The organism is Micromonospora sp. CA-248212 (assembly GCF_050948405.1).
Lineage (GTDB): Bacteria > Actinomycetota > Actinomycetes > Mycobacteriales > Micromonosporaceae > Micromonospora.
The window spans coordinates 3,560,665-3,574,783 of the sequence record NZ_CP192023.1 but is presented as its reverse complement, the minus strand read 5'-3'; the positions used below and the strand labels follow the sequence as shown (position 1 = coordinate 3,574,783).

15 protein-coding genes are annotated in these 14,119 nt (G+C 71.2%); 6 read left to right on the top strand and 9 right to left on the bottom strand.

Annotated features, from left to right (window positions below; translation table 11 throughout):
- Position 1: 1 nt before the first annotated feature.
- The 3 genes from ACQP03_RS17175 to ACQP03_RS17165 all read right to left on the bottom strand — a co-directional run bounded on the left by ACQP03_RS17175 (position 2) and on the right by ACQP03_RS17165 (position 2,471).
- Positions 2–769 (bottom strand): glycerophosphodiester phosphodiesterase, encoded by a 768-nt coding sequence (locus ACQP03_RS17175; RefSeq protein ID WP_357118681.1) that lies wholly within the window; start codon positions 767–769, stop codon positions 2–4.
- A 110-nt stretch (positions 770–879) separates the two neighbouring features.
- Entirely contained in the window at positions 880–1,437 is a 558-nt protein-coding gene (locus ACQP03_RS17170) for a hypothetical protein (protein WP_357394972.1), read from the bottom strand.
- A gap of 269 nt (positions 1,438–1,706) precedes the next feature.
- Positions 1,707–2,471: a lysophospholipid acyltransferase family protein gene (locus ACQP03_RS17165; RefSeq protein WP_433461098.1), complete on the bottom strand. Its 765-nt coding sequence runs from the start codon at positions 2,469–2,471 to the stop codon at positions 1,707–1,709.
- Between the two features lie 164 nt (positions 2,472–2,635).
- Between ACQP03_RS17165 and ACQP03_RS17160 the strand changes: the two genes are divergently transcribed.
- The 4 genes from ACQP03_RS17160 (at position 2,636) to ACQP03_RS17145 (ending at position 7,650) form a co-directional block, all read left to right on the top strand.
- Positions 2,636–4,048 carry a cytochrome ubiquinol oxidase subunit I gene (locus ACQP03_RS17160; RefSeq protein WP_355051069.1) on the top strand — a complete coding sequence of 471 codons (1,413 nt, stop codon included), beginning with the start codon at positions 2,636–2,638 and terminating at the stop codon, positions 4,046–4,048.
- Between the two features lie 14 nt (positions 4,049–4,062).
- A complete protein-coding gene (cydB, locus tag ACQP03_RS17155) occupies positions 4,063–5,061 on the top strand; it encodes a cytochrome d ubiquinol oxidase subunit II (protein ID WP_357118690.1) in 999 nt (332 codons plus the stop codon).
- A gap of 166 nt (positions 5,062–5,227) precedes the next feature.
- Positions 5,228–6,406 carry a GNAT family N-acetyltransferase gene (locus ACQP03_RS17150; protein ID WP_433461097.1) on the top strand — a complete coding sequence of 393 codons (1,179 nt, stop codon included), beginning with the start codon at positions 5,228–5,230 and terminating at the stop codon, positions 6,404–6,406.
- A 50-nt stretch (positions 6,407–6,456) separates the two neighbouring features.
- Entirely contained in the window at positions 6,457–7,650 is a 1,194-nt protein-coding gene (locus ACQP03_RS17145; RefSeq protein WP_433461096.1) for a hypothetical protein, read from the top strand.
- Positions 7,651–7,699: 49 nt separating this feature from the next.
- Here ACQP03_RS17145 and ACQP03_RS17140 read toward each other — a convergent pair whose 3' ends face one another.
- Positions 7,700–8,131 (bottom strand): MarR family winged helix-turn-helix transcriptional regulator, encoded by a 432-nt coding sequence (locus ACQP03_RS17140; protein ID WP_357118699.1) that lies wholly within the window; start codon positions 8,129–8,131, stop codon positions 7,700–7,702.
- Positions 8,132–8,227: 96 nt separating this feature from the next.
- Here ACQP03_RS17140 and ACQP03_RS17135 point away from each other — a divergent pair, with 96 nt between their 5' ends.
- Complete coding sequence (locus ACQP03_RS17135) at positions 8,228–8,680, top strand: MarR family winged helix-turn-helix transcriptional regulator (protein WP_357118702.1); 453 nt, start codon at positions 8,228–8,230, stop codon at positions 8,678–8,680.
- A 36-nt stretch (positions 8,681–8,716) separates the two neighbouring features.
- On the opposite strand, the gene ACQP03_RS17130 is transcribed toward ACQP03_RS17135, so the two are convergent.
- The gene (locus ACQP03_RS17130; protein ID WP_357170135.1) at positions 8,717–9,400 is read right to left on the bottom strand and encodes a hypothetical protein; all 684 of its coding nucleotides are present in this window, start codon (positions 9,398–9,400) and stop codon (positions 8,717–8,719) included.
- Positions 9,401–9,550: 150 nt separating this feature from the next.
- The gene (locus ACQP03_RS17125) at positions 9,551–10,012 is read right to left on the bottom strand and encodes a peroxiredoxin (protein ID WP_357170138.1); all 462 of its coding nucleotides are present in this window, start codon (positions 10,010–10,012) and stop codon (positions 9,551–9,553) included.
- A 171-nt stretch (positions 10,013–10,183) separates the two neighbouring features.
- Between ACQP03_RS17125 and ACQP03_RS17120 the strand changes: the two genes are divergently transcribed.
- Complete coding sequence (locus tag ACQP03_RS17120) at positions 10,184–10,912, top strand: SDR family oxidoreductase (RefSeq protein ID WP_357170141.1); 729 nt, start codon at positions 10,184–10,186, stop codon at positions 10,910–10,912.
- 36 nt (positions 10,913–10,948) lie between these two features.
- On the opposite strand, the gene ACQP03_RS17115 is transcribed toward ACQP03_RS17120, so the two are convergent.
- From ACQP03_RS17115 to zwf, 3 genes are all read right to left on the bottom strand, one after another.
- On the bottom strand, positions 10,949–11,074 hold the full coding sequence (locus ACQP03_RS17115) for an MFS transporter small subunit (RefSeq protein WP_357118713.1): 126 nt from the start codon (positions 11,072–11,074) through the stop codon (positions 10,949–10,951).
- On the bottom strand, positions 11,071–12,480 hold the full coding sequence (locus ACQP03_RS17110; protein WP_357118716.1) for an OFA family MFS transporter: 1,410 nt from the start codon (positions 12,478–12,480) through the stop codon (positions 11,071–11,073). Before ACQP03_RS17110 ends, ACQP03_RS17115 begins: the two co-directional genes overlap by 4 nt.
- A gap of 128 nt (positions 12,481–12,608) precedes the next feature.
- Positions 12,609–13,988 (bottom strand): glucose-6-phosphate dehydrogenase, encoded by a 1,380-nt coding sequence (gene zwf, locus ACQP03_RS17105; protein ID WP_433461095.1) that lies wholly within the window; start codon positions 13,986–13,988, stop codon positions 12,609–12,611.
- Positions 13,989–14,119: the final 131 nt, after the last annotated feature.

Below are 14,119 nucleotides of genomic sequence, written 5' to 3'. Positions count from 1 at the left end.
GTCAGGCGGTCCAGTGGCCGCGGCTGCGGTAGACGTCGCGCAGCACGCCGACGTGATCGGTCATGATGCCATCCACGCCACGATCCAGTAAGTCGTGCATCTGGTCCGCATCGTCGATCGTCCAGACGTGCACCTGAAGGCCGAGCCGGTGGCAGTAGTCGACGAATCGGCGGTCCACCACCGGCACCCGCCCGTAGCGGGGCGGCACCTGCGCGGCCACCACCGACGGGGGCAGCCGCAGCGGCCGGCCGTGCAGCGAGGCCAGCCGCAGCCGGGCGACTCCCCGCATGCCGAGGCTGGTGGCGACGCGCCCCTGGGTGAGCGCCCGCAGCCGGGTCAGTCGGGCGTCGCTGAACGAGGCGAGCAGCACCCGGTCGGCCGCGCCGACCCGGGTCAGGGTGGCGACCGTCGGCGCGACGCCGCCGTCGGCCTTCACGTCGATGTTGAAGCGGACCTGCGGCCAGGCGTCCAGCACCTCGTCGAGCCGGGGTACGACGGCGGCGCCGCCGACGCGCACCGAGGCGAGGTCGGCCCAGCTCAGGTCGGCGATGCGCCCCGCCTCACCGGTGACCCGCGCGAGCGTCGGGTCGTGGAAGATCACCGGGACGCCGTCGGCGGTGGCGTGCACGTCGGTCTCCACGTACCGGTAACCGAGCCCGACGGCACGGGCGAACGCCACGGTGGTGTTCTCGTCGCCCTCGGCGGCCCCGCCGCGGTGGGCGAACGCCAGCGGCGCGGGCGCGTCGAGGTAGGCGGATCGGTTGAGCACGCGACGCAGTATGCACGCGGCCGGTGGAGCGCAGGTGGCCTGTCGGCGACATTCGTCCGCGCGGGCCCTGGCGCCCCCGTCACCCCCGTGGGGCGGGAGCGCCAGGGGGCTCACGGGCGCACCACGTACCCGCCGGTGAGGATCGGGTACCGGGGGCGTGGGGGCGCTTCCGGTGGCAGTTCCGTCTCGGGGTCGAGGCAGCCGGTGGGTGGCGGCTGGGTCCCGTTCTGCGTCTGGGCGTCGACGATCACGTCGGGCTGCCGACCACCGTCGATGATCTTGACGTAGTAGCCGTGGTTGCGGACCGGGTCGACGCCGTCGGGCACGATCGCCGTGAACACCGCGACGTTCCCGACCACCCGCAGGCAGGTCACGTCGGCCCGTCCCCGGGCAACCTCGGTGCCGTCCGGCAGCGCATGCCGGTAACGGAACTCGCCACGCGTCGACCCGTCGACGGTCGTGACCGCCGCGACGCCGAACCAGATCCGGTGCCCCACCATGTTGGGCTCGTCGTACACGAAATGCCCCGAGCCGGCGACCAGCGCCACGGGCCTCGGAGGCGACGTCCCGTTCGGCGCGGTGGGCTGCGCCCACACCGTCGTCGACCCGGCGGCGACCAGCGCGACTGTCGCCGCCGATGCCGTCCCGACCCGTGCGTACCAGAGCATGGAAAACTCCCTCGCGTCGATGGCTTGACGCTCTCCAGCCTCGTCGCAGCCCTGATCGCGCTGATCCCCACGCCGAGCCAACCGCCTCCCCTGCCCGGGGGAGCCGTGGGCCCGCGCCGAGGCGGCGCGCGACCCCCGCAGCCCGCGCCGATCTTGCGGTATGTGTCGCCGTTATGGCCGGCTCGGCCCGGTATGTCGCCACAGAAAGTGCAAGATCGCGGGGGTGGGCGGGGCGGGGCGGGGTGGGGGTGGGCCTCGGGCGCGGGGCTTCAGGGGGTGGGGCGGTGGGTGCGGCTCGTGTCGGTGGGGCGGCCGGGGTCGACGTGGTGGGGGAGGTCGGGTTCGTCGGGGCGCAGGGGAGCGAGGGTGTCGGTCAGGGCGTCGATGATGCGGTCGGTGGCTCGACGGGCCGCCCCGGGGGTGGTGGCGTTTGACTCGCCCAGGTCGACGGGTTCGCCGAAGTGCACCCGGATCACCGGGCGACGCCACAGGGAGCGGGCGATGCCGGGCAGCATTCCGTTCGGCGTCGCGTAGGGCAGCACCTCGTGCGCGCCCCACTGGGCGACCGGGATGACGGGTGCGCCGCAGGCCAACGCGAGCCGGGCGACGCCGGTCTTGCCGCGTTCGGGCCACATGCCGGGGTCCAGGCCGATGCGTCCCTCGGGGTAGATGAGGATCACCGAGCCGGCCGCGACGGCCTGGGCCGCGTCGTCGAGGGCCTGGTGGACGGCGCTGGTGCCCCGGTCGACCCGGATGTGCCCGACGTGGCGCATCGCGGCGCCGAGCACGGGGGCGCGGAACAGGCCGGCGGTCGCCATGATCCGTGGGGCGATGCCCCGTTCCCGGCAAGCGGCGATCATGACCAGGGGGTCGAACGGGCTGATGTGGTTGGCGGCCAGCACGAGCGGTCCCCGGCGCAGGTGCGCGGGGACGTCGCCGGTGACCTCCAGGCGGGCGAGCAGGGCCACCAGGGCGCGGGCCAGCATGAGGGCGGCCCGCCAGAGCAGTGGTGGCTGCCAGGTCGTCGTGTCCATCAGCGCGCCATCCTCGCACGAGGCGGTGGGGCCGCGAGGGCGAGTGGCCGGAGTGATCAGGGTCATTGGTCCCGGGCCGCTTTGGGCCGCCCGGCCCTGCCCCTTTCTCTACGACGAGCAGTAGTATTTACTACGTCTCGTAGTACGCATAGTTGGGGGTTCAGGTGGACGCGTTGGACGTCGCCCGGTGGCAGTTCGGTGTCACGACCGTCTACCACTTCCTGTTCGTGCCACTGACCATCGGCCTGTCCGTGCTGGTGGCGATCCTGCAGACGATGTGGCACCGCACCGGCAACGAGCGCTACCTCAAGCTGACCAAGTTCTACGGCAAGCTGTTCCTGATCAACTTCGCCATGGGCGTGGTCACCGGCATCGTGCAGGAGTTCCAGTTCGGCATGAACTGGAGCGACTACTCCCGCTTCGTCGGCGACATCTTCGGCGCGCCCCTGGCCATCGAGGCGCTCGTGGCGTTCTTCCTCGAGTCCACGTTCATCGGCCTGTGGATCTTCGGCTGGGACCGGCTGCCCAAGCGCGCGCACCTGGCCAGCATCTGGGCCGCCGCCATCGGCACGAACCTGTCCGCGTACTTCATCCTCGCCGCGAACTCGTTCATGCAGAACCCCGTCGGCTACCGCATCAACCCCGACAGCGGACGCGCCGAGCTGACCGACTTCCCGGCCGTGCTCACCAACAAGGTCGCCCTGATCACCTTCCCGCACACCCTGGCCGGCTCGTTCCTGGTCGCCGGGTCGCTGATCGTGGCGGTCGGCCTGTGGCACGTGATCCGCAACCGGGACTCCGCCGACACCGGCGCGTACCGCTTCGCCACGAAGTTCGGCTCGTGGGTGGTCCTGGTCGCCTCGGCGGCCGTGCTGTTCACCGGCGACATCCAGGGCAAGATCATGACGGATGTGCAGCCCATGAAGATGGCCGCCGCCGAGGGTCTCTACACCACCGAGAGCCCCGCCTCGTTCTCCGTGCTCACCATCGGCAGCCTCGACGGCAGCCGCGAGGTGTTCGCCCTCAAGATCCCGTACCTGCTGTCGTACCTGGGCACCGGCGACCCGAACGGCACCGTGCACGGCATCAACGACCTGCAGGCCCAGTACGCCACCCAGTACGGCGCGGGCAGCTACACCCCGATCATCCCGGTCACCTACTGGAGTTTCCGCTTCATGGTCGGCTTCGGGTTGGCGGCGGGCGCGATCGCCCTGCTGGTGCTCTGGAGCCAGCGCAGGGGCCGTACCCCGCGCAGCAGGTGGCTGCTGCGCGCCGGCCTGGCCATGCCGGTGCTGCCGCTGCTGGCCAACTCCTTCGGCTGGATCTTCACCGAGATGGGCCGCCAGCCGTGGATCGTCTTCGGCGAGATGCTCACCCGCAACGGCGTGTCCCGCAGCGTCTCGCTCACCGAGGTGCTGACCTCCTTCACCGCCTTCACGCTGATCTACGCCACCCTCGCCGTGATCGAGGTCAAGTTGCTGCTGCGCTACGCCAGAGCCGGCGTGCCGGACGTCAGCGAACAGCCCCCCACCGACGACACCGACGACGCCGAGCGTCCGCTCGCCTTCGCCTACTGATCCCGGAGCCCATCGTGGACCTGACCACCATCTGGTTTCTCCTCGTCGCCGTGCTGTTCACCGGCTACTTCATCCTGGAGGGCTTCGACTTCGGCGTCGGCATGCTGCTGCCCGTGCTCGGCCGCGACGACCGGGAACGCCGGGTCCTGATCAACACCATCGGCCCGGTCTGGGACGGCAACGAGGTGTGGCTGATCACCGCCGGCGGGGCGATGTTCGCCGCGTTCCCCGAGTGGTACGCCACCCTCTTCTCCGGCTTCTACCTGCCGCTGCTGCTGATCCTGCTGGCCCTGATCGCCCGCGGGGTGGCCTTCGAGTACCGGCACAAGCGCCCCGAGGCGTCCTGGAAGCGCCGCTGGGACGCCGCGATCGTGGTCGGCTCGCTGTTGCCGGCGATCCTGTGGGGCGTCGCCTTCGCCAACATCCTGCGCGGTGTGCCCCTGGACGCCGACCACGAGTACGTCGGTGGCCTCGTCGACCTGCTCAACCCGTACGCCCTGCTCGGTGGCGCGACCACCCTCGCGCTGTTCCTGACTCACGGCGCGGTGTTCCTGGCCCTGAAGACCACCGGCGACATCCGCGACCGCGCGGGCGCCCTGGCGGTGCGCCTCGGTGTCGGCGCCGCCGTGCTCGCGGTCGGCTTCCTGGCCTGGACGTTGAGCATCCGCTCCAGCGCGGCCGCCGTCGTGCTCGCCGTCGGCGCGGCCCTCGCCCTGCTCGGTGGCCTCGCCGCCGCCCGGGTACGCCGGGAGGGCTGGGCGTTCACGGGTACGGCCGTGGCGATCGGCCTGGCCGTGGCGACCCTGTTCGCGGCGCTGTTCCCGAACGTGCTGCCGTCCACCCTCGACGCGGCGGGCACGCTCACGGCCACCAACGCGGCCTCCACCCCGTACACCCTGAAGATCATGACCTGGGTGGCGGTGATCTTCACTCCGGTGGTGCTGGCCTACCAGGCCTGGACGTACTGGGTGTTCCGCAAGCGCATCGGCATAGCCAACATCCCCCAACACTGACCCCCACCCCCACCCCCACCCCCACCCCCGCCGATCATGGACTTGTGGTGCCCGACCTGGGGCGTCAAGGGCGCTTCGTCACCCACCACGACTCCATGATCGACGGGCGTCCGGCCGGGGAGGTTATCGGCTGGTCGGTGTCGGGGCGGGCCGCTACGGTGTGCCGATGCGCGTTCGTGAACTCACCATCGACGACCTGGACGACGCCTGGGAACTGGGCCGGTTCGCGTTCGGCTCTGATGCTCAGCGGTCCCCGCACACCACCGTCGAGGTGCCCGGCATGACCCGCTACGGCGCGTTCGACGACACCGGCCGGCTCGTCGGCAAGGCCGTCGACCTGCACCACGACCAGTGGTGGTCCGGTCGGGCCGTCGCGGCGGCCGACGTCGCCGGGGTGGCGGTCGCCCCCGAGGCGCGGGGCCGGGGTGTGGCCCGAGCCCTGCTCACCGCCCTGCTGGCCGGGGCCCACGAGCGTGGCGCGGCGATCAGCGCCCTGTACCCGACCGTCGCCGCCCCCTACCGGGCCTGCGGCTGGGAGGCCGCCGGTGTGCTGCGCACCGTCAACGTCGTCACCGCCGCGCTACCCCGGCACCGGCCCGCGTCGCACCTGACCGTCCGCGCCGGCACGCCCGCCGACCTGGACGCCGTCGCCGCCCTCTACGAGCGGGTCAGCCGCCACCGCAACGGCATGTTGACCCGCCGGGGCAAGCTGTTCGACTTCTTCGCCGCCGACGCGAAACTGCCCGGTGACGGGATCACCCTCGTCGAGGACGACGGCGACCTCGTCGGCTACGCCACCTGGCAGCGCGGCCAGGGCTACGGCGCCGACTCGGTCCTCACCGTCGACGAGGCTCTGGCCACCACCGCCGACGCGGCCCGGGAACTCGTCGGGGTGCTCGGGAGCTGGGCCAGCGTCGCGCCGACCCTGCGGCTGTGCCCGCTCGACGGTGACGCCGTCAGCGTCCACCTGCCGTTGGAGGCGGCCCGGGACCACGAGCGGGACCTGTGGATGCACCGCCCGGTCGACGTCGTACGGGCGGTGGGTGAGCGCGGCTGGCCCACCCACGCCCGGGGCGTCGTCGACTTCCACCTCACCGACCCGCTCGCCGACTGGAACACCGGCACCTGGCGGTTGGCCGTCGCCGACGGCGAAGCCGAGCTGACCAGACTCGACGGCGAGGCGGACCTGCGGCTCGACGTGCGCGGCTTCGCGCTGCTGTACGCGGGCGCGGCGGGTGCCCGCTCGGTGGCCCAGGCCGGCCTGCTGCACACAGTCGGCGTCGAGCCGGACGCCCTGGACCTGCTGGGCGCCGGCGGTCCGGCACACCTGCTCGACTACTTCTGACCGCCCCTTCGGGGACGGGTGGCAGTCCGGCGCGCCGGTAGGGTGTGCCGGTGCAGATCCTGACCCGCGTCCACTCCGGAGCGACGGCGCAGCGGCTGCTGCCCCACCCGCGCCTTGCACTGGTAGCGGCCTGGGACGCCGACCGTCCGGCGATCCGGATCTGGGAGTACCGGGACGGACAACTGCGGCAGCGGGCAGCCCTCGGCGTGGACTCGGCCGGCTACGTCGAGGACGTCGGCTACGAACGGTTGAAGCGCACACCCTCCGCCGCCTGGCACCCCCGCGACCCGTTGTTGGCGGTGGCGGACGCCGAGAGCGTTGTTCTCTGGACCCCCTCGGGCACGTCGCCGGTCGACGGCGTCCCGTCGACCGAGTACCGGCGGAAGGTGGCATTCAGCCCCGACGGTCGCACGCTCTGGTTGTCGCCCGCCGCCGGAACGGACGGCTGGGAGCACTCCGTCGCGCTCGACCTCGCCTCGGGAACGACCCTCACCGGCCCTCGGTGGGACACCGGGGTGGTGGCGCATCCGGCGGGTGGCCTGGTCTGCACCCTCGTGAGCGACCAGGGTGCCACGCTGGTGCTCTTCTCCGCGGACACCGGGCCGGTGCTGCGGCCGGTGCGCCGTGCGCTGGTCCTGGACTGCGACGGCTACCAAGCGCCGATCTTCAGCTCGGACGGCCGGCACCTCGCGGTACGGGGCAACGCGTACAACAACTCGCTTGAGGTGTTCGCGTTTCCCTCGCTGCGGCGCGTCCTGGGCATGACACTGGGGGAGCCGAGCCCGGGGTACCCGTACCCGCAGGAGTGGCTGGACGAGATGCGGGCCTGGTCCCGCCACAACGTCGCGTTCGGTCCGTCGCCGCGGGTCCTCTGGATCGGAACACCCGAAGGCGTGGTCGTCGAGCTGGACGTCGACGGCAGTCGGGTGGTCGAGCACGAGGTGCTGCCCAGGGCAGCGGTGACCGCGCTGGCGGCCACCGCCACCGGTGAGCTCGTCGTCGCCGGCAACGACGAGCTTCTTGTCCTGTCGGTGGGCACGGCCGACCCGGGCGAGGCAGCCGGGGCCTCAGCGACCGCGTTCCTCGCCAGCACCCGCGAGGCGTCGGTCGTCGACATGGACCAGCTCGACCTCACCGACGGCACGCGGGTCTGGCAGTCCGGCGACCGGGCGACGGTCAGCGAGACCTCCGCGACCGACCCGTCCTGGCTGCGGATCCGGGCGGCCGTGACCCGACGCACCTGAGTCGCTTCCGGCGTCAGGCCACGTCCGCCGGTTGAACGGCGTTCCGGCGTCAGGCGACGCCCGCCAGCTCGTCGTTGGCCCGCTCGGTGACGAGCGTGAGGACGCGGGCGGCGACGTCGGCCTCGGCGGGCGGGATGTCCCCGTACAGCCGGGCGGTGATACCCCCGACGGCCTCGGCGACACGGGCCTGCGTGCTCTGGCCGGCATCGGTGAGCGACACCCGCGGCTCGGTGGTGTCGTCGAGCCGCGCCAGGCCGGCGTCGACGAGGCCGGCGATCACCTCGTGCACGGCCGACTCGTCGACCCTTCGGGCGCTCGCGAGGCGCCGCACGAGCGAGGTCCGGTCGGCGGGGCCGGCGGTGAGGGCGTTGAGGGCGAGGACCTGGGCGAAGTCGATGCCCAGGGGCGCGACGGCGCGGTCGAGCAGGGCCCGGGTGGCGAAGTGGGCCTGACCGATGACCTGACCGTTGAGAGTGGACACGTTGCCTCCTTCGAAAACGTTGGCTGAACCAACGTTGATAGAACCAACGTAACATGGTTTGTGGGTCACGCCAACGATTACTGTTAGGCTCCCGCCATGGACGCCACCGCCCCGCAGTCACCCGCCGGGCTGCGTACCACCGCGAGCTGGCTGCTCAACCAGGCCGCCGCCCACGCCGGCCGACTCGCCAGCGCGGGCTTCGCCGCACACGACCTCCGCGGCTACCACTTCCGGCTCCTCGCCTCGCTGGCCGAGGACGGCCCCGCGAGCCAGGCCGACCTGGGCCGCCGCTGCGGCATCGACCGCAGCGACGTCGTGGCCGCCATCAACGACCTGGCCGGCCGGGAACTCGTCGTACGCGCCCCCGACCCGGCCGACCGCCGCCGCAACGTCATCAGCCTCACCGACGCCGGCGCCGACGAAGCCCACCGGATGGCCGACACCGTCGCCCGCGTCCAGGACGACCTGCTCGCGCCCCTGTCGAGCGCCGAACGCGCGCAGCTGACCCGCCTGCTCACCCGACTGCTCCAGCACCACAACGGCCACTGACCGCCGCTCGGGCCCGCCCCACCGCAAAGGCAGCGCTCAGCTCGCCTCGCGCAACTCCGCCAACCGGGCCTCGATCTCGGCCAACTCCGCGCGCAGCTTCTCCGCCTGCTGCTCCGCCTCGGCCCGCTCGGCGCCCAGGATCTGCTCCACCGCCTCCTGCACACCCGGCACGTCCACCAGCGCCACCATCTTCAACGCCTCGGCCGGCTTCACCACGTACGGCTTCGCCAGGGCCTTGCTGCCCTGCTGCGCGGCGACCGTCCACTCGCCGTCCGCGTACGCCAGGGTCACCGTGAGGCCCGCGGGCCCCTTGGGCTTCGCGGCCTTGACCGCCCGCCGCGCCGGCGGCTTCTCGACCTGCTCCACCTTCGGCTCCTCCTGTCGCTGCGCGGGCACCCGCGGCGTGTCCAACACGAACTCCGGCGCCGCCACCGCGGGCGCCTCCGGTTCCGGCTCCGGTTTCGGCTCCGCCACCCGCCGGCCCGCGCCCTTGGGCGCGACCGCCAGATCGGCGGGGGAGAACGGCAACTCGTCACGACCGAACCGCACCACGACGAACTCGTCGGACACGTCCGGATCGGTCAACTCGACCACCTGGCCGACCTGACCGGCGATCTGCCCCGCCGACGCGGTGAACACCACCCTCGGCTTACGGCCGGCCGCCAACGCCTCCCGGATGCTTTGCACCTCGTCAGTGGACAAACCCTGGCCGGCATCCATCACAACCCTCTTCCGTACACCTGTTTGATTGCTGTCTTGATACCAGTCGACTGCGACACCCGCCGCACGGGGCTTAGGGCGTGTGTGAAGCCCCTGGCCGGCCGTTGGCTGGACTCCGCCTCGGCTCGACCGAGGACTTTCAGACACGCCCTAGCCGCCGAGGGCCCGCAACGCCCGATCGGCGTGGTCGTTCATGCTGACCTCGCTGTGGATCACCTCGATGACCCGCCGGTCCGTTCCGATCACGAACGTCATCCGCTTCGTGCTCAACGCCCCCAGCGGCACCCGCCGCCGGACCCCGAACGCCCGCGCGACCGTCCCGTCCACATCCGACAGCAGCGGATAGTCGAAGCCGTGCATCGTCGAGAACTCCGCCTGCTTCGCCACCTCGTCGCGGCTGATACCCACCCGCGACGCGCCCAGCGCCGTGAACTCCGCCGCCAGGTCCCGGAAGTGGCAACTCTCCGCCGTGCACCCCCGCGTCATCGCACCGGGATAGAAGAACAGCACCACCGGCCCCGACGCCAGGAACTCCGACAGCCGCCGCGGCGTGCCCGTCTCATCCGGCAACTCGAAGTCGTCCACGACATCGCCGACACCCACACCCGCCACCGCGCACCTCCGTAGTCCGAACGACCGCGCGGGAAGCGTAAGCGATCACACCCGCAGCGCCTCGTGCGCCACCAGCACCACGGCCCGCAGCATGTGACCCTCCTTACGACGACTCGTCCGCGCCGGTCACGGTAGCGTCGGCCCAACCCGCCCGACAGACCCGGAGGCGCCATGGCACCCGTCACCGTCATCACCGGCGGCGGCCGCGGCATCGGCGCGGCCACCGCCCGCCGCCTCGCCACGGCCGGCCACCACATCGCCCTGTGCTACCGCCGCGACGACGCCGCCGCCGCGACCGTCCTGGCCGACCTGCACGCCACCGGCGTCCAGGCCATCGCCGTACGCGCCGACACCACCGACCCCGACCAGGTCACCGCCCTGTTCGACGCCGCCGCGCAGCTCGGCCCCCTCACCGGCCTGGTCAACAACGCCGGCGTCACCAGCCTCATCGGCCCGTTCACCGACCTGCGCGTGGACGACCTGCGCCGCGTCGTCGACGTCAACCTCATCGGGTACGTCCTCTGCGCCCAGCAGGCAGCCCGCCGCCTCACCGACGGCGGCGCCATCGTCAACGTCTCCTCCGCCGCCGCGACCCTCGGCAGCCCGGGGGAGTACGTGCACTACGCCGCCGTCAAGGCCGCCACCGACACCCTCACCGTCGGCCTGGCCAAGGAACTCGCCCCACGCGGCATCCGCGTCAACGGCGTCGCCCCCGGCCTCGTGCGCACCGACATCCACACCGACTCCGGCGTACCCGACCGCGCCGACACCGCCGCCGGCCGCATCCCGATGGGCCGCGCCGGCGAACCCGACGAGATCGCCGCCGCCATCGCCTGGCTCCTCAGCCCGGACGCCTCCTACACCGCCGGCGCCGTGCTACGGGTCTCCGGCGCCCTGTGAGCCGGGGCGCGCGACACGCGCCCCGGCCCACCGCCCTCAGTGGGTGAACAGCTTCGCCGCCGTGATCACCGTCTGCACGACCCCGTAGCCGAGCAGCACCGCCACCACCAGCCAGGAGATCCACAACCGGGCCTGCTGCCCGCTCCGACCGTCGTCGCTCATCGCGTACCACTCCTTCCCGCCGCCGTGACCTCGTCCACGTCCTGCTCCACCGGCTCGTGATAGCGCTGCGGCACCGGTCGCACCAGCAGGTTCGCCACGAAGCCCACCGCGAGCACACCCACCATCGTGAGCAGCGCCGGCCGGTACGCCGCCGCCGTCAACGTCCCCGGCTTGCCCTGCGCGTCGAGGAACCCGTTAACGATCAACGGCCCCGCGACACCCGCCGCCGACCAGGCCGTCAACAACCGGCCGTGGATCGCCCCCACCTGGTACGTGCCGAACAGGTCCCGCAGGTACGCCGGCACGGTCGCGAAGCCGCCACCGTAGAACGACAGGATCACGCACGCGAACAGCACGAACAACGCCGTCGCCGTGTGCCCGAACAGCGCCAGCAACGCGTACATCGCCATGCCCACGCCGAGATACACCAGGTAGATCGGCTTACGGCCGATGACATCCGACGTCGACGACCACACGAACCGGCCCGCCATGTTGAACAACGACAGCAGACCCACGAACCCACCGGCCGCCGCCACCGACACCGCCGACGTCCCGTTCTCCCGGAAGAAGTCCTGGATCATCGGGCTGGCCTGCTCCAGGATGCCGATACCGGCCGTCACGTTGCAGAACAACACCACCCACAACAACCAGAACGACCGCGTCTTCACCGCGTTCGCCGCCGACACGTTCGCCGTGGTGACCAGCGGCTTCGCCGCCACCGACGCGGGATCGAAGCCCGCCGGACGCCAGTCCTCGGCCGGCACCCGCACGTTCGCCACCCCGAACATCATGATCACGAAGTAGCCCAGGCCCAACGTCACGAACAACCACACCAGCGCGCTGCCCGACGCCGTCGAACCCGCGTTCGACGGGTCGTAGCCCGGGTCGTAGAACGACAGCAACTGCCGCGACAGGGGAGAGGCCACCATCGCCCCACCACCGAACCCCATGATCGCCAAACCGGTCGCCAGACCCGGCCGATCCGGGAACCACTTGATCAGCGTGGACACGGGGGAGATGTACCCGATACCCAGACCGATGCCGCCGAGCAGGCCGTACCCCAGGTACAGCAGCCACAACTGCTTCGTGGCGATGCCCAGCGACCCCACCAGGAAACCCGCCGCCCAGAAGCAGGCCGACACGAACATCGCCTTACGCGGCCCGTTCGCCTCCACCCACGTCCCGGCCACCGCCGCGGACAACCCCAGCATCACAATCGCGATACTGAAGATCACCCCGATCGCGGTCTGACCCGTGTCGAAATGGGCGATCAACGAATTCTTGTAGACGCTCGTGGCGTAGACCTGGCCGATACAGAGGTGGATGGCCAACGCCGCCGGGGGAATGAGCCACCGGCTGTAGCCGGGCGGCGCGACGGTATGCCGACGATCGAGTGCGGACAGCATGCGCTGCTTCCTCTCCGAGGCGGACGAAACGTGGTCACAACGTGCCCACCCCGCACCCAAGGAGCAAACCTCACCATCGCCGGACGGTCCCTCCCGTGAGCTGAGCGGTCACTCAGCCCACGCCGCACCTACCCCAGCTCCGGCGCATGCCAGCCACCCGCCAACGCATCTGCGTCCGCCGGACCCCAACTACCCCTGTCGTACGAGCGCACCGGCGCCGCCAGATCCAGGATCGGCGCCACGATCCGCCACTCCTGCCGAATCGTCTCCGCCCGCGCGAACCGCAGATGCTGCCCGTCCATCGCGTCGTCGAGCAACCGCTCGTACGCCTCCTGACGCCGACCCAACGCCGCACCGAAGTCCACCGACAGATCCACCGGCCGACTCGCCACCGCCGCGCCCGGACTCTTCGCCTGGATCGACATCGTGATGCCATCCCCACGACCCAACCGGAACCGCAACAGGTTCGCCGGCGCCTCCGCCCCACCCTCGGCGGGGATCAACGACCGCTGCGGCCGCTTGAACTCGACCACCACCTCCGTCGCCGTCCCCGGCAACGACTTGCCCGTCCGCAGATAGAACGGCACACCCGCCCACCGGGGCGAATCCACCGTCAACCGCGTCGCCACGAACGTCTCCGTGTTCGAATCCGGCGCGACACCCGGCTCATCCCGGTAACCCGCGTACTGCCCCCGCACCGTCGACTCCGGCGACAACGGCACGACCTGCCGCAACACCGCCGCCTCCGCCTCCCGGAACGAATCCACGTCGTCACCAGCCGGCGCGTCCATCGCGATCAACGCCACGACCTGCAAAATGTGGTTCTGCAACACGTCCCGCGTCGCACCCACCGTGTCATAGAAACCGGCCCGACCCTGCGTACCGAAACCCTCAGCGAGGGTCACCTGCACGTTGTCGACGTGCTCACGGTTCCACAACGGCTCAAACAGCCGGTTGGCGAACCGGAACGCGTACAACCCCTCCACCGCCTCCTTGCCGAGGTAGTGGTCGATCCGGAACACCCGACTCGCGTCGAAAGCCGCACCCAACGTCCGATCCAACTCCTCGGACGACGCCAGGTCACGCCCGAACGGCTTCTCCACGATCACCCGACCACGGTCGGCCAACCCGACCGCCGCCAAGCCCCGCACCACCGAACCGAACACCATGGGCGGAATCGCCAGATAGAAGATCGGCCGCCGCGCCTCACCCAGACGCTCCGCCAGCCGCTCGTACGTCGCCGGATCCGCATAGTCCCCGGAGATCATCGACAGGTTGGCCGCCAACGCGTCGAACGTCTCGTCATCCACCTCGTCAGAAGCCTCCGCCACCGACTTACGAGCGGTCGCCACCAACTGCTGATCATCCCAGGGGGAGCGGGCCACCCCGATCACCGGAACGTCGAGACGCCCCCGCCGCGTCAACTCGTACAACGCCGGAAACAGCTTCTTCGAGACAAGATCACCTGTCACACCGAACAGCACAACCGCGTCTGAACGCACGCGCATGACACTTCCATCCGATCATGTGGACCTGATCTTCCGAACGGACAACGGCGCGCCCCACCGGAGGAATTCCCAGCGAACGGCCCACGTGAGGTCGGCGACAACGCCACAACGGAAGATGACCCCACAGCGCT

What these genes read in the sequence shown, in the direction of transcription:
- ACQP03_RS17170 (WP_357394972.1), bottom strand. Translation starts at nt 1,437, where the DNA reads ATGCTCTGGTACGCACGGGTCGGGACGGCATCGGCGGCGACAGTCGCG.
- ACQP03_RS17165 (WP_433461098.1), bottom strand. Translation starts at nt 2,471, where the DNA reads ATGGACACGACGACCTGGCAGCCACCACTGCTCTGGCGGGCCGCCCTC.
- ACQP03_RS17150 (WP_433461097.1), top strand. Translation starts at nt 5,228, where the DNA reads ATGCGCGTTCGTGAACTCACCATCGACGACCTGGACGACGCCTGGGAA.
- ACQP03_RS17135 (WP_357118702.1), top strand. Translation starts at nt 8,228, where the DNA reads ATGGACGCCACCGCCCCGCAGTCACCCGCCGGGCTGCGTACCACCGCG.
- ACQP03_RS17130 (WP_357170135.1), bottom strand. Translation starts at nt 9,400, where the DNA reads ATGGATGCCGGCCAGGGTTTGTCCACTGACGAGGTGCAAAGCATCCGG.
- ACQP03_RS17120 (WP_357170141.1), top strand. Translation starts at nt 10,184, where the DNA reads ATGGCACCCGTCACCGTCATCACCGGCGGCGGCCGCGGCATCGGCGCG.
- ACQP03_RS17115 (WP_357118713.1), bottom strand. Translation starts at nt 11,074, where the DNA reads ATGAGCGACGACGGTCGGAGCGGGCAGCAGGCCCGGTTGTGGATCTCC.
- ACQP03_RS17110 (WP_357118716.1), bottom strand. Translation starts at nt 12,480, where the DNA reads ATGCTGTCCGCACTCGATCGTCGGCATACCGTCGCGCCGCCCGGCTAC.
- zwf (WP_433461095.1), bottom strand. Translation starts at nt 13,988, where the DNA reads ATGCGCGTGCGTTCAGACGCGGTTGTGCTGTTCGGTGTGACAGGTGAT.